At 43.3% G+C, this 14466-nt stretch carries 11 protein-coding genes and 1 riboswitch; of the genes, 7 read left to right on the forward strand and 4 right to left on the reverse strand.

Annotated elements, in window-relative coordinates:
* Window positions 1–28: 28 nt before the first annotated feature.
* The 4 genes from KTO58_RS11685 to metE all read right to left on the reverse strand — a co-directional run bounded on the left by KTO58_RS11685 (window position 29) and on the right by metE (window position 4233).
* Window positions 29–271 (reverse strand): epoxyqueuosine reductase QueH, encoded by a 243-nt coding sequence (locus tag KTO58_RS11685; RefSeq protein ID WP_198315299.1) that lies wholly within the window; start codon window positions 269–271, stop codon window positions 29–31.
* Window positions 272–390: 119 nt separating this feature from the next.
* On the reverse strand, window positions 391–1344 hold the full coding sequence (locus tag KTO58_RS11690) for a methylenetetrahydrofolate reductase (RefSeq protein WP_095839189.1): 954 nt from the start codon (window positions 1342–1344) through the stop codon (window positions 391–393).
* Window positions 1345–1413: 69 nt separating this feature from the next.
* Window positions 1414–1833 carry a 6-pyruvoyl trahydropterin synthase family protein gene (locus KTO58_RS11695; protein WP_225860209.1) on the reverse strand — a complete coding sequence of 140 codons (420 nt, stop codon included), beginning with the start codon at window positions 1831–1833 and terminating at the stop codon, window positions 1414–1416.
* Between the two features lie 93 nt (window positions 1834–1926).
* Entirely contained in the window at window positions 1927–4233 is a 2307-nt protein-coding gene (gene metE, locus KTO58_RS11700; RefSeq protein ID WP_095839188.1) for a 5-methyltetrahydropteroyltriglutamate--homocysteine S-methyltransferase, read from the reverse strand.
* 151 nt (window positions 4234–4384) lie between these two features.
* A riboswitch (cobalamin riboswitch) is annotated at window positions 4385–4576 on the reverse strand.
* Window positions 4577–4729: 153 nt separating this feature from the next.
* Here metE and KTO58_RS11705 point away from each other — a divergent pair.
* The 7 genes from KTO58_RS11705 to KTO58_RS11735 all read left to right on the forward strand — a co-directional run bounded on the left by KTO58_RS11705 (window position 4730) and on the right by KTO58_RS11735 (window position 14420).
* Window positions 4730–5191 (forward strand): Lrp/AsnC family transcriptional regulator, encoded by a 462-nt coding sequence (locus tag KTO58_RS11705; RefSeq protein WP_095839187.1) that lies wholly within the window; start codon window positions 4730–4732, stop codon window positions 5189–5191.
* 419 nt (window positions 5192–5610) lie between these two features.
* Window positions 5611–6465, forward strand: coding sequence for an endo alpha-1,4 polygalactosaminidase (locus tag KTO58_RS11710; protein WP_095839186.1), 855 nt, complete (start codon window positions 5611–5613; stop codon window positions 6463–6465).
* A gap of 213 nt (window positions 6466–6678) precedes the next feature.
* The gene (locus KTO58_RS11715) at window positions 6679–7488 is read left to right on the forward strand and encodes an alpha/beta fold hydrolase (protein ID WP_095839185.1); all 810 of its coding nucleotides are present in this window, start codon (window positions 6679–6681) and stop codon (window positions 7486–7488) included.
* Between the two features lie 139 nt (window positions 7489–7627).
* Window positions 7628–8218 (forward strand): RNA polymerase sigma factor, encoded by a 591-nt coding sequence (locus tag KTO58_RS11720; RefSeq protein ID WP_095839184.1) that lies wholly within the window; start codon window positions 7628–7630, stop codon window positions 8216–8218.
* A gap of 82 nt (window positions 8219–8300) precedes the next feature.
* Window positions 8301–9482, forward strand: a complete 1182-nt coding sequence (locus KTO58_RS11725; RefSeq protein ID WP_095839183.1) for a FecR family protein — start codon at window positions 8301–8303, stop codon at window positions 9480–9482.
* A 124-nt stretch (window positions 9483–9606) separates the two neighbouring features.
* The gene (locus KTO58_RS11730) at window positions 9607–12762 is read left to right on the forward strand and encodes a SusC/RagA family TonB-linked outer membrane protein (RefSeq protein WP_198314933.1); all 3156 of its coding nucleotides are present in this window, start codon (window positions 9607–9609) and stop codon (window positions 12760–12762) included.
* 56 nt (window positions 12763–12818) lie between these two features.
* A complete protein-coding gene (locus tag KTO58_RS11735) occupies window positions 12819–14420 on the forward strand; it encodes a RagB/SusD family nutrient uptake outer membrane protein (protein ID WP_095841597.1) in 1602 nt (533 codons plus the stop codon).
* The last annotated feature ends 46 nt before the right edge of the window (window positions 14421–14466 follow it).

A 14466-nucleotide genomic window follows, 5' to 3' on the forward strand; every position in this document is an offset into this window, starting at 1 on the left:
AAAAGAAAGCTGAAAAAATTATCCGATATCAGTCTTCGGAGTCCCTGCCGTAGTATTTCTCACCCAACTTTATTTTCTCTCGGCCGTTTTCTATACGCCATTTATTAGTATCTCGTAGAGAATAGGTACAACCACAATATTTATCGACAAAGGGAATATTATGTTTTTCTGAAGAACGGGTATTTTCATCCTTTCGAATTTCATATTCCTTCTTAGGATGAATATTCGGATTATAAAAGAAGAGGGTGAAATCTATGCCTGAAGCAATGATCGCCTCCCTTACCTGCCCTGATCACGGCGCGCAGCAAGAATGTAGCAACAGCTTCTGACCAGCATTAGGTAGTTTCCAGTTTCTCCCTGATAAAGCTCATATTCCAATCCATTTGAGCGCTATTGCGCTGTTAGTAAAACCTCCTTCCGAATACCCATTTCCGATAACATAGCAGCGATTTTAGTCACCATATAGATCGATGCTTCTATTTCATCCTTTTTTATCGCCACACTTTCAATATTGAAACCAAAGGGCACTGCCCGTTCTGCGCAGAAAACAGCAAGTTTTTCCGCGATGTCCAGACAAATATTTACCGATCTGTCCAACATATTATCTGTCTGATTCAGTTCGTCTTTAAGATCGTTAGGGATGTGTATACCCAGCCATTCCAGGAATTGCAGTGTTTTGGCAGACCCACAAGCGGTGAGTGTAAATATAATCGTAGGTATACGCCTGTTCTCCATTTTGCAGGTGGTACTTAGATCTTCTATTACCTGTTTTGCATAAGCAAAGTTAAAAATGCACTGGGAGATGAAATAAGATACGCCACTGTTGGCCTTATCCAGGATCCTTCTATCTTCGTCCTTTAGCATTTCATGTCGTTCGGGAATGGTTACTGCCCCTATAACAGAGGACTCACTATGTTTACCCCAAATCCTATAAGCTTCCGGTAAACTGGTTTTAACGGGAAAATCCGGTGACGGAATGCCCACAAAAACCGGATAAAACCGATGTTGCTGGAGTTCATCCAGCCAGGTGGACAATTCCTCTGCTGAAAATTTTCCTGCTGGCCGATATATAATCTTGGGGATGTCCAATTCCTGTAAATACGCGCTGGCAAAGGTAAAGGGATCAAGGGCGTTCAGATAGGGAAATGGTCTTTCTTCAACAGTACGGGCAGATTCATCTTGTACATCGTACACGACGAGTGCATCAATTTCTAGTTGCAGGATCCTGGCCACTGTCTTCTCAGCGATCTGCGCAATCCGCTCAGCATTGGTGTCTGATTTAGGTGGAGTGATGCCGTAAGTTAAAATACCAGATTGGCCGGTTTTAATTTTATGTAAGAACATAACCAGATGTGACTATTGTTTATACAAAGGGTTTTCTTTCTTCACTATTTATATATGTTATCGGAATATCTACTCTCCGAAATATTCCGCATAATTATTTTCTGTTTCATGCAGCCTGACCGAGTGAAGTAAAACACCACCATTGCTTTCTATCGGCTCTTTCAGCTCATTGAATATTTCTACGCAAAGCAATTCTGTAGTTGCCATCTTTCCTTTAAGAAAAGGTACGTCCAGGTTCAGGTTCTTATGATCAAGTTTTTCAATCACGTGGTCGTTTATGATCGCCTTAAGTTGTTTCAGATCAATCAGATATCCTGTTTCGTAATTTATTTTGCCCTTAACGGTTATAAAAAGGCTGTAATTATGACCATGCCAGTTTGGATTGGCACATTTTCCAAACACTTCCATATTTTTTTCCGGGCTCCACTCCTCCCGGTACATCTTGTGTGCGGCGTTGAATGTTTCCCTGCGGGTAAGATGTACTATCATTTATTCCAGGCTAAATTCTTCGTTTGTCGATTGAAAAACACCAGGCAACGGTATTTGCCGATGCCTGGTGTTTGTGTTTATAAACAGGCTATTCTATACGAGGCTTTCAGTGCTGATCTCTTCACGTGCCTGTTGAGCCGCAGCCACCATATTTTCCAGAGCAGCTTTGGTTTCTGGCCATTTACGTGTCTTCAGCCCACAGTCAGGGTTCACCCAGAGGTTACGAGCGGGCAGCAGGTCTGCTGCTTTTGCAAGCAGGGAAGCCATTTCTTCAGTACTAGGCACACGAGGTGAGTGGATATCGTAAACACCTGGTCCGATTTCGTTCGGATACTCGAAATGGGCAAACGCCTGCAAAAGTTCCATTTGCGAGCGGGATGTTTCGATGGTGATAACATCGGCATCCATAGCTGCGATATGTTCAATAATATCATTGAACTCGCTGTAGCACATATGGGTGTGGATCTGTGTCTTGTCTTCTACTCCACTGGCGGTAATACGGAATGAGCCTACCGCCCAGTCGAGGTAATGCGGGCGTTTTGCTTTGCGCAGAGGTAAACCTTCGCGAATCGCCGCTTCATCGATCTGAATAATACCGATACCTGCTTTTTCCAGTGCAACTACTTCATCACGGATAGCAAGCGCTATCTGTTTGGTAGTTGCTTCACGTGGCTGGTCATCACGTACAAAAGACCACTGTAGGATGGTTACGGGACCAGTCAGCATGCCTTTCATTGGCTTATCTGTTTGCGCTGCGGCAAAAGTGCTCCAACGTACGGTCATATCATTTGGACGGCTAACGTCGCCAAATATAACAGGAGGCTTTACGCAGCGGCTACCATAACTTTGAACCCAACCATTTTTGGTAAACAGGAATCCATCCAACTGTTCTCCAAAGTACTCCACCATGTCATTGCGCTCGAATTCTCCGTGTACCAGTACATCCAGACCTATTTCTTCCTGCCAGCGAATGGTGTCGATAGTCGCCTGTTCGATAGCCTTTTCATATTGTTCGGTAGTAAGATCTCCCTTTTTGAATTTAGCACGAAGTTGACGGATATCGTCTGTTTGCGGGAATGAACCGATGGTTGTAGTGGGGAATGCCGGCAGGTTGAAGCGCTCACGGTGCAGCTGCTGACGAACCGGGAATGCACTTTTACGGGAAGCATCGGCAGCAGTAATAGCAGCTACGCGATCTTTCACTGCTTGTTTGTGTACCTTGCCAGATGAACGTCTGCTACCGATAGCTTTTTTATTTGCATCAAGCAAAGCCGCATTTCCGGTAACAATTTGTTTTAATTCGCTCACCTCTGTCAGCTTCTGTTTTGCAAAAGCCATCCAGTTCTTGATCTCAGCATCAAGAGTATTCTCCAAGTCGAGATCGATCGGGCTATGGAGCAACGAACAGGAAGGGGCAATGATCACCCTATCCTCACCAAGTTGCTCAATTGCCTTATTGATAAACCCTAAAGATTTTTCGTAGTCGTTCTTCCAGACATTACGGCCGTCAATAACGCCGAGCGATAACTGAAGGCCCCCCGGGATCAATACCAGTAATTCCTCCAGTTGCTCAGGAGCACGTACGAGATCTATATGCAGCGCATTAACCGGAAGGCTAACGGCCAGTTGGGTATTATCTAATAGTGCATCGAAATAAGTGGCTACCAATAATTTAACCCCACTTACCTGGGCAGCAATTTCACGATATGCGTACTCAAATGCTTCTTTATCTTTTTTGGAAAGGTCAAGCACCAGGCTAGGCTCGTCCAACTGTATCCATTCTGCGCCCTGTTCTTTCAGGCGGTTAATGATAGCGACATAAACCGGAACGATTTTTTTGATCAGATCAATACGTTCAAAACCTTGTTCTTTTTCTTTTCCAAACAGCAAATAACTTACCGGACCTACCAATACAGGTTTAGCCTTCTGTCCCACTTGTTTTTTAGCGTCTTGGTATGTGGTAAAAATATTGTCATTGAAAATTCGGAATTCCTGGTTAGCCTTGAATTCTGGTACGATATAATGATAGTTGGTGTCCAGCCATTTAGTCATTTCCATTGCAGTGATGTCCAGACCATCTTTCTGGTAGCCACGTGCCATTGCAAAGTAAAGATCGATTTGGCTGTTGGCTTTTACCTGGGAAAGTACGGGAGCGTAGCGCTCAGGGATAACACCTAACATCAGGCTGGTGTCCAGTACCTGGTCATAAAAGCTGAAATCATTGCAGGGGATCAGGTCGATACCCGCATCGAGTTGGGTTTGCCAGTTTTCCTCTCTAATCTTGCGTGCAGAGTCTTTTAATTCGTTCAGGTCAATCTTGCCTGCCCAATACTGTTCGTTTGCTTTTTTAAGTTGTCTTTGGCTACCAATCCGCGGATAGCCCAGGTTTTGCGTAAGCATTTTCCTTGAAAATTTAGTTAAAACAATTACAGTTGTCTTTACAAACCTCACAATGCTTTGCAGGGGAAAGGCATATGATAGCCTGTCAGAGCACAGATATGTGGCCGACAGACACCATCAAAATGAGACCTTTGCTTCATTACGCGAAAGCATCGTCCTTCCAGTATGGGCAGGTCTCCTGACTTGTAACATCTTCTCCGTCCTTCCCATCTGTAATGACAAACAGTGGACATACATGGAAAAAACCTTTTTCGTTACTTACAGTTGCGCGACAGTCCGTGATTTTCACACGGTTCCCTTTTAATACTGATTCTCATCAGCAACCTATTCTGGTCGATAAAGTATGAAAAGAACTAAAATCGGAGCAAATCTACAAATAAACACCTCTCATCCTAAAAAGTGACATAAATTCAGAATAAAAAACTACTTTTATAAAAAATAAAGGAAATAAACCTTTCCAAGTGGAGTATTTTATGCCAAAAAAGAAAATTATTTTATGGAGCAATTAGATGATACAGATAAACATCTACTTAAATTACTCAGTGAAAATTCTACTATCACCGTCAAAGAGTTGGCAGCAAAAGTCAATCTTTCTGCTTCACCAGTATTCGAACGGGTAAAAAAGCTGGAAGCTGGTGGGTATATAAAAAAATATATAGCCTTGGTTGATGCCGAAAAACTCGGCTATGGATTAATCGTTTTTTGTAATATCCGCCTCAAACATCATGACAAAAGCATCGGAAGCCAGTTTGTTGCCGACATTATGCGGTTACAGGAGGTTACTGAGTGTTACAATATATCCGGCGACTATGACTTTTTATTGAAGGTTTATGCCAGGGACATGAAACATTACCAGGATTTTGTATTCAATAAATTGGGGTCAGTAAAGAGCATCGGGAGCACGCATAGTACTTTTGTAATGTGCGAAAACAAAAACACGCACAATATAAATCTTTGATACGTTACTCCAGACCCAAATAACGTAGAGGGTATACAAGTAGCAGTCGATTTTAGCACGACTGCTGCTTGTATTTTGAATGTACTCAATACTTTATTACATACATCAGCCAAAGCCGTTATCATCCTAGATGCGTAAAAACATAAGGTGCCCTGGATAAGGAAACCACCAACGCAGCTTCCCCGGCATTTCCCTCCACATCTTCGAACAACAGACTTTCCTTCGCCGTTTACTATTTTTAAATCGGAGCGGAAGATCTTTTCAAATTTTAGCACTTTTTTCATAGTGCTATTTAGGGGGATATACCTACAAGCCAGTATTGACTTTGTTATAAAGTTGTTAAATAAGTCTCATATGAATACTGACTTACAATATGCCAATGCCACCTCCGTTTATCAGCAGTAATTAAATTTCAGATAATGATTGTTAGGAAAAAGATGATATTAGTATGCAGCCTAGCTGTACTTGCGGCCTCATGTAGCAAAGGACAAGACAACGAAGAAATTATTAATCCAACTGATAGCACAACACTTCCGGGAGGGAAAACCACCTGGTGGAAGCCAACTGCCGGCATAAGTTTCGATTGGGTATTAGATGACGTTAATTCTAATAATACTTTTTCCGGTACTGTGGTGGATGTTGATGCATTCACAACCAGTCCTGCCACGGTAGCCTCCCTGCATGCCAAAGGACATAAGGTAATTGCTTATCTATCTGTAGGTACCTTGGAAAACGACAGGAATGATGCGTCCTTACTTCCTGCGGAAGTTATCGGTAAACGATACGATCAGTGGCCAAAAGAAAGATGGCTTGACATCCGGCAGATCGATAAGTTAAAACCATGGTTAAATTCAAGATTTAATATGATCATTCAGAAAGGGTTTGATGGCATTGAGCCAGACAACCTGGACGGCTTTGCAACAGTGACAGGATTTTCACTTACAGAGTCGGATGCACGGAAATATATGGACTACCTGATCACTACAGCCCATGCAAACGGCCTATCCATCGGACAAAAGAACGTAGCAGACCTGAGTGCAGACTATTCGTCCAAATTCGATTGGGCATTAACAGAAGATGCATTTCAACAAGGTTGGCAAGAACGTATGACACCATATGCAAGATTGAACAAACCCGTGTTCGCCGTCGAATATACCGACAATACCAGTCAACAAAAATTTGAAACCACTTTTTGTCCGCAAGCTGCGAAATTAGGATTTACTGCTATTCTTAAACATCGAAACCTGGATACGTGGGTGGACAAATGTAAATAGATATCATATTTTTTTAGCGATATTGCCATATCCATAAAAGTTAAATAAAAGCCCGCGCCTGGAATAAGCGCCGGCTTTTTATTTATAGTGAGATTTCATGGCACAATTAATTGTATTGCTAACAGTCACCAGTGCAATTATTGTTATCTTAGATCATATATAAGCGGTTTTCAACAAAATATTTGTCGCGAGCATACCAGAAAAAAATAACAAATGATGAACTGGCAAACAGCTGTCTGCACGACTAACAATATCCACATACACTATACAAGAACAGGAGGTAATAAACCACCCTTAATCCTGCTTCATGGCCTAACTGCCAATGGCGAGTGCTGGGCTGATCTGGCACGTGTTCTTGAAAGTGAATACGACGTGATCATGCCAGATGCCAGGGGGCATGGAAAATCCAGTACTCCTGACAATGGGTATCAATATGAAGAGCTCGCAAATGATGTGACCGGTTTAATAGAAAAATTAGAGCTTTCCCCTACGTTTCTGGCAGGACACTCCATGGGAGGAATGACTGCGGCCCTAGTGGCAAGTCGTAAACCCAATTTACTAAGAGGAGTGATCTTAGCCGATCCAACGTTTCTAAGTCCCGACTTTCAACGTGAAGTTTATGATAGTGATGTTGTCGATCAACACCGTAAATTTCTTTCCATGTCACTGGACGAGTTGATAGCCGATGCCCGTAAAAGACATCCTAAACGTTCAGCGGAAGTTATTGAGCTATTCGCCCGGGCGCGACTTCAAACCAGTATGGTTGCGTTTGATATTCTTAGGCCACCCAATCCGGATTATAAACAATTGGTCAGTACTATTGATATTCCAAGTCTCCTGGTAGTTGGAGATAAGGGCGTGGTTTCAGTTGCTGTCACCGAGGATTTGCTACGTCTTAATACCAGGCTTTTGTTTACACAAATCAGCGAGGCTGGCCATGGCCTCCAAATGGATCAGCCTGAACGTTTTTCTGCTGCCGTCAAAACATTCTTAGACTCTGTTACGACAGCAGCTGAGCTGTAAAATATATCATCTTCATGCTATACTTTCGGCTTTTATTTACTTTGCCTGTTTTCTATCTTTACAGACATATTAGCAATTAATTCCCTATCTCTTACATGCTATATTAATAACCAGCGATCAAAAAATATTTTCAAAAGGTATGGAGCGTATGTCTATGGAAGAGGAAGTACTATTACGTATGATTGAGGGAGATGAGTCGGCTTTTTCAGCCATCTACCGGCATTATTATCCTTCCTTATATATGTATCTGTTGCGTTTTTGTAAGATCCCTTCTCTTGCAGAGGACCTTGTTCATGATGTCTTTCTCAAAATTTGGGAGCTCAGGGGGCGTATCAACCCGCAACTGTCTTTCAGTGGATATCTTTATCGGATCGCCCGTAATCACGTATTTAAAACTATCACGAAACTGGCTACGGACAGTCAGATGCGCGCGCAATTATATCAACAGCTTGCGGATATTGATCCGAAGCAACCCGATGAGCTCGTGCGGACCAGGGAATATGAGCGTCTTTTCCAGGAGGCACTTTCAAAGCTGACCACGCAGCGATTGAAAGTATTTCACCTTTGCCGCCAGGAGGGAAAAAGCTACGACGAGGCTGCCGCCATACTAGGTATTTCCCGTAATGCGGTAAAAAAGCATATGGTACTGGGCATGCGTTTTATAGAAGACTATGTGTACAGACATGGTGACATATTGATGGCTATATGGCTAATTTCCACTTTTTATTAAAAAAACTGCTATAAGGGGTACCCTCTTTTTTTATTTTCGGATATTATATAAGTACCTGTTGTTTCCAATAGGCCATCGTAATATGCCACAACCTGATAATTACCACGAGCAGCTATTACAGCGATACCTGAATGGTGAGTGCGATAGGGAAGAGTTAGCGGCCTTGTTCACCTATCTTAATACCGCCGGCTCCAGACGCCACCTGTTGAATACTGTCAAACAGGAGTTTGAGCGCGCCATGAACGAAAAACATACCGTACCGGAAGCTATTGGCGATCGTATTGAAGCCAGGCTACTACGGAAGATCAGTGAAAAAAAGGTCATGCCCATGGATACTTTCCCTTATCTAAACTGGGTAGCGGCCGCTGCAGTTATTATTTTTATATCAACGGTCGGTATTTTCCTTATTTCCCGTCCCCCATCTATTACACCCAAACTGGCACAGCAGTCCGTGGTTACTGTCGGCCGGCCAGGCGGCAGCAAGGCATTATTAACATTAGCGGATGGGTCTGTAGTTACTTTGGACAGTACGGGTAACCAGGTCATTGCACAGGGTGATGTGAAGGTACAGCAACATAATGGGCAGTTACTCTACCAGCTTGCCACCGCCTCATCACCAGTTGTTAGTTATAACCTATTGTCAGTTCCACGTGGGGGAATATTTAATATAGTTTTGCCGGATGGGAGCCGGGTCTGGATTAACTCTTCATCCAGTCTACGTTATCCCACCGCATTTCCTTCCGGACATCGTACGGTAGAAATACAAGGGCAGGCTTATTTTGAAATAAAACCGAATCCAAGCCAACCATTTATTGTGAAAGTTAACAACATGGAAGTTCAGGTATTAGGTACCAGCTTTGATGTAATGGCCTATGCCGACGAACCTGCCGTCCGTACCACGCTGGTAGAAGGAGCCGTCAAAATTAAGTCGGGGAATAATGAAAACCAATTGCTGCCCGGACAAGCAGCATTAGTGAACAATACAACAGGTATACTTTCCATACAGACGGCCGATCTGCGGGAAGCTACCGCCTGGAAAGCAGGCTTCTTCAACTTTGAAAATGCCAGCCTTGGCGGCATACTCAAACAATTATCGAGATGGTACGATGTGGAGGTGGATTATCAATCTGTACCGGATGGGAACCGTTTTGGAGGATACATCAGCCGAAGCCTTCCACTACAGGAAGTATTGCCTATGCTGGAAACTGATCGAGTAAAACTTAAACTGGAGGGAAAAATAATTAAAGTAATACTGATCCGATAAATATCAGTCCTACGCAACCATTCTTGAATAATAGCTATAAACCAACAATGCTAAAATCAAACAAGGCTATAACCAAACGGGTTGTGGTTTGAAATCTTTTTGCTCAACCAAAATGTTCTACGTTATGCGATTTACTGTCTTCCTTCTGCTTGCGGTCTGCCTGCAATGTAGCGCTGTCGCTTTATCCCAGCAGATTACACTCTCCGAAAAAAATGCGCCACTAAAAAAAGTACTCAAAGAAATTGCTGCCCAGACGGGGGTATCGGTGGCATATAGTGAAAGCCTGATGTCGGCCACCAAACCGGTAACTATCGATATCCGGAATGCCCCCTTGGAGCGTGCGCTTGAAATCGCTCTTCGTGATCAACCAGTGCGCTATACTTTCAACAATGGCCGCATCCTACTTAACAGCCGTTCCCGCGAGGTAGCTGATTCTTCCTTGACAGTCAGCGGCAGGGTAACCAATGAAAAAGGAGAACCGATACCTGGGGCCAGTGTACTCATTAAGGGGACTAATATAGGTACTGCCACCAGCAACGATGGCAGGTTCGAACTCAAAACGCCTAAAGAGGCAGCCATACTGATCATCAGCGCGGTTGGCTTTCAGTCTACAGAAATAACGGCCCAGGCGTATGTCAACATGGAAATCCGTTTAAAAACGGGTACCCGGAGTCTCTCTGAAGTAGTAGTCATGGGATTTTCTGAAGTAGAACGACGGCATGTGGCCTCTTCAGTTTCCCAGGTGAATGTCAAGCTAGCCAAGACCAGGCCCATTGCCAAACTACAGGAGGCATTCACCGGTACCGTTCCGGGTGTTACTGTTCAACAGACTACTAATTTGCCAGGTAGTGTACCTGAGATTACGATCAGGGGAATCAGCACTTTACAGAATGCCAGCCCTCTTGTCATCGTCGACGGAATGGAGCAAAGCTTAAATGATATAGATCCCAATCAAGTGAAAAGTATCACCGTATTAAAAGATGCTGCATCAGCCTCTATGTATGGCTCCCGAGGCGCTAATGGAGTAATCATCATAGAAACGGAACGCGGGCAGATGGGGAAGTTTAAGGTAGATGTTAACTCCTGGGCTGCTATACAGCAACCCATTGATCTTCCAAAATTTGTCAATGGCGTCGATTACATGCGGTTAAATAACGAAGCCAGGAGCTTACAAGGACAGACACCACTTTATACTGAAGAAAACATACGCAAGATGCAATCCGGGGAAACACCTTCTGTAGACTGGATAAAAGAAGGAATGCAACGAAGGGCCAGTTCGCAGAATGTTACCATAAGTGTTTCCGGTGGCGGGGGCATAGGCTCTTTCAACCTTATGATGGGATACCTGAAAGAAAATGGGCTCAATGCGTATGAAGGCTCTGGTAAATATTCTGCACGCTTTAACACCAATGTAAACATCGCAGATAAATTTGTTTTACTCGCCGATTTCTATGCGCACCGTCTGCAAATTAACCGATTGAAGGAAAATGATGACGGTACCGGTTTATATCAAAATCTCTGGAAGATGAATCCCGCCCAACAGATTTATTATCCTGGCGCTGACATTCCCGAGCATTATATTTTGTACAATGATATGAATCCTATAGCCTCTATCAACCGGGGTGGATCACGAAATAATCTATATGATTTCAGCTCTGTGAATCTCCGACCTAAATATAATATCAATAAACACCTTAGTTTGGAAGGGAATGTATCCTACCAGATCAGTAAATCGGCCAATAAACGCCAACGGGCAACATTTAAGTTTTATGATGGCAACGGCAAACCGGTAAAAATATGGAAAAACGAAGTCGGTGCTGACCAGGATGTCAGTCAAAGCCAGTTGACGGCTCGTGGTTTATTAAACTATACTGGTAGCCTGCGTCATCAGGCGGACAAGATATATCTGACTGCTGGTGCAGAGGTGATGACTTTCAATTATACCAATTACCGGGAAATTTCCAAAGCATCTTTCTTCGGGAAGTTGAACTATTCTTTTGATAACAGGTATATATTGGAATTCACCGCCCGCGGGGATGGTAGCAGCAAATTTGCACCCGGTAAACAGTGGGGATTTTTTCCTGCCGGTGCAGTTGCCTGGAATATGACCAATGAGCAATTCATGAAGGGCCTGGTAAATAACGGAATTTTAAACAACGTGAAATTGCGTGCATCTTATGGCCTGATAGGAAATGAGAATGTAGATCCATATTTATGGCAAGAGAATGTAAACGATTGGGGATGGCTGATCCGTGTACCTAATATGAACTTCTCCTGGGAAAAACAAAGACAAGGGAATATCGGGCTGGAGTTGACGCTGTTAGACAACAGATTTAGCATAACAGCAGAAGCTTATAAAAAGAACTCTTATGACCTGATTTATTCCAGGTTCCCGGTACCTCCGATCACCGGATCACAATCGCTAGAAGCAGCTTTCAATATTGGAGAAGTAGAAAATAACGGATATGAAATTTCCGTACAGTGGCAGGATAAGGTAGGCAAATTGGGCTATACTATAGGCGCTATGTTATTCGATAATAGGAATAAAGTGCTTAAAGCTGGTTATCGGAATGGAGACACATTAATTTTTAAAGATGATAATGACAAGATCTGGTATAGGGGAATCGCCATTGACAACTACTATGGATATAAAAGCAATGGCTTTTTCCGCGATAAGGCAGATGTAGATGCAACGAGGGCTAAACTGCCCAATACGCTTCCCGGTGATATCAAGTATGTAGATCAGAATGGTGATGGAATTATCAATGATCTTGACAGAATAGACCTGGGCGATCCCTTTCCTCACTTTAACTACTCCATTACGCTGGCTTTACAATATAAGAACTGGGACTTTAACCTATTAGGGCAAGGTGTAGGCAAAAGGACCGGCCGCCTGAATGGCATGGAAGGGTATCCTATATTGGTGGACGGTAGCAGTAATGCACTGGGACGTCCTAGTCAATACTATGCTGATAACCGATGGACACCTCAGACGCCGGACAGCCGGTTTCCTAGAGTGTGGACCGGATCTAGCACTAATGCCCAGCTCAGCGATATCTGGCTAAGTAATGCCGCTTACTTCCGTATAAAAGTATTGCAACTGGGATATACTTTTCCGTTACAGGGTAAAACAATCAGGAATGTCCGGGTATATGTAAATGCGCAGGACGCTATCACTTTCACAAGATGGGAAGGGCTAGAGCCCGAGCGCAATGGTGGTAACGGCAATTATCCAAGAATGGCTGTTTACAGTGTAGGTGTCAGGGCTACATTGTTTTAATAAAAGCCATGGACAAGAGAAAAATATATTTCAATCAACTGCAAAATATGCATAAGATGAAAACGAAATTTATCCTACTTATAGTGTTATCCATTGTCCTTACTTCCTGCAAGAAGTTTTTGGACAAACCGGATCCTACCGCTACCAAATTCAATGAATTTTTTAATACAGAAGAGGACTTGCGTCGTGTTGTATATAGCACCTACCTGGATGTATTTACCAACCAGGGTGACAGAAGACTACTCTTTTATATGGACGATAGTAAATCAGACGATGTCTATAGCCGCGTGGAAGGCGATAATCATCAGCGTATTGCCAACGGCAGTTTTGATGCTAACACCAGGGCTTTTGAATATTACTATACCATACACATGAAACATATCGGCCGTTTGAATACTTACTTGAAAAGCATCAATACCCCTTATGTTGAAGATGAGGCTATCCGGACAAAATATAAAGGTATCTTAGAGGGTCTCAGGTGCTGGCATTATTTCAGAATGGTATCCCGCTGGGGTAATCTTCCATTTTATCTCGAGCCAGTAGATATCTCACAAGTCACACAGCCTGCCAAATCCAAAGAGGAAATATTGAATACGCTTTTTCCAATGGCGGAGGCTACTGCTAATACCCTTCCGGATAAGGAATATAACTCGGATGCCTATATGTTCAACAAATACTCCCTTAAGGCCCTGATCATGCGCTATGCCTTATTCAATGGCCGTTATGAGCTGGCCGCCCGGATGGCCAAAGAGATTATGGAAAGTGGCAATTACGCTCTATATCCTGTTTACCGGGATCTGTTCAACTACAAAGGCGACAAGACAAACAAAGAGTTTATCATAAAAATGGATATGCAGAGCCACGGCAACAGCGGTACCAATTCTTTTGAACACCTGGGACCACATTTCCGGACGGGAAAAGGCCAGTCCTACGCAGTTCCCTTAAAGTCGCTGGTCGATGCTTACTGGACGTTACAGGGTAATAAAATTGATGAGTGTCCCTACCATACAAAACAAGACTACGAACTGAATCCCAAGTTGAACAGGGACCCAAGATATACTGCCAGTATTATGGGGCAGGGAGACATATTTGTCAATGAGCCTATCAACATATATGATCAAAATAGTCCTATGTTTTACGAAAAAGAACGCGCCAGCCGCTCCGGTTACTGGTTCAGGAAATTTGTGGATGAAACAGATGCCTTCCGGGATAACGGCAATATGTATTTCCCGATACTCAGGTATGCTGAAGTGCTTTTGACATATGCAGAAGCCAGCATTATGATGAACAATGTCGACAATCTCTCCAAGTCCTGTATTAACCAGATCAGGACCAGGGCAGGCCTCGATATGAAAGAGGCTGACGTCACCCTTCCGAAATACGCCGGATATTCAAGGCAGCAGTGGATCGATTTAATCAGAAATGAGCGGCGTACAGAACTGGCGGGTGAAGGTGTAAGATATGATGATATCCTCAGATGGAAGATTGGCGAACAGGTGATGAATAAACCCGCTCTTGGTCATACCCGGTTGGTAAACGGCAGCCTCGTTTCGCTGAAAATCGAGGATCGTACATTTCAGACACGCAACTACCTGTGGCCATTTCATTCAGGTAGTTTGAAAATTGAACCTGGTTTGACACAGAACCCAGGCTACTAGAAAAAAACATCCCAGATATCTCAAAAGGCCCAGCTTTAAAATAAGC

It is taken from the genome of Chitinophaga pendula, from assembly GCF_020386615.1.
Lineage (GTDB): Bacteria > Bacteroidota > Bacteroidia > Chitinophagales > Chitinophagaceae > Chitinophaga > Chitinophaga pendula.

Bases quoted from the DNA above. Each gene is read 5' to 3' on its own strand.
- KTO58_RS11690 (WP_095839189.1), bottom strand. From the start codon at position 1,344: ATGTTCTTACATAAAATTAAAACCGGCCAATCTGGTATTTTAACTTAC.
- KTO58_RS11695 (WP_225860209.1), bottom strand. From the start codon at position 1,833: ATGATAGTACATCTTACCCGCAGGGAAACATTCAACGCCGCACACAAG.
- metE (WP_095839188.1), bottom strand. From the start codon at position 4,233: ATGCTTACGCAAAACCTGGGCTATCCGCGGATTGGTAGCCAAAGACAA.
- KTO58_RS11705 (WP_095839187.1), top strand. From the start codon at position 4,730: ATGGAGCAATTAGATGATACAGATAAACATCTACTTAAATTACTCAGT.
- KTO58_RS11710 (WP_095839186.1), top strand. From the start codon at position 5,611: ATGATTGTTAGGAAAAAGATGATATTAGTATGCAGCCTAGCTGTACTT.
- KTO58_RS11715 (WP_095839185.1), top strand. From the start codon at position 6,679: ATGATGAACTGGCAAACAGCTGTCTGCACGACTAACAATATCCACATA.
- KTO58_RS11720 (WP_095839184.1), top strand. From the start codon at position 7,628: ATGGAGCGTATGTCTATGGAAGAGGAAGTACTATTACGTATGATTGAG.
- KTO58_RS11725 (WP_095839183.1), top strand. From the start codon at position 8,301: ATGCCACAACCTGATAATTACCACGAGCAGCTATTACAGCGATACCTG.
- KTO58_RS11730 (WP_198314933.1), top strand. From the start codon at position 9,607: ATGCGATTTACTGTCTTCCTTCTGCTTGCGGTCTGCCTGCAATGTAGC.
- KTO58_RS11735 (WP_095841597.1), top strand. From the start codon at position 12,819: ATGAAAACGAAATTTATCCTACTTATAGTGTTATCCATTGTCCTTACT.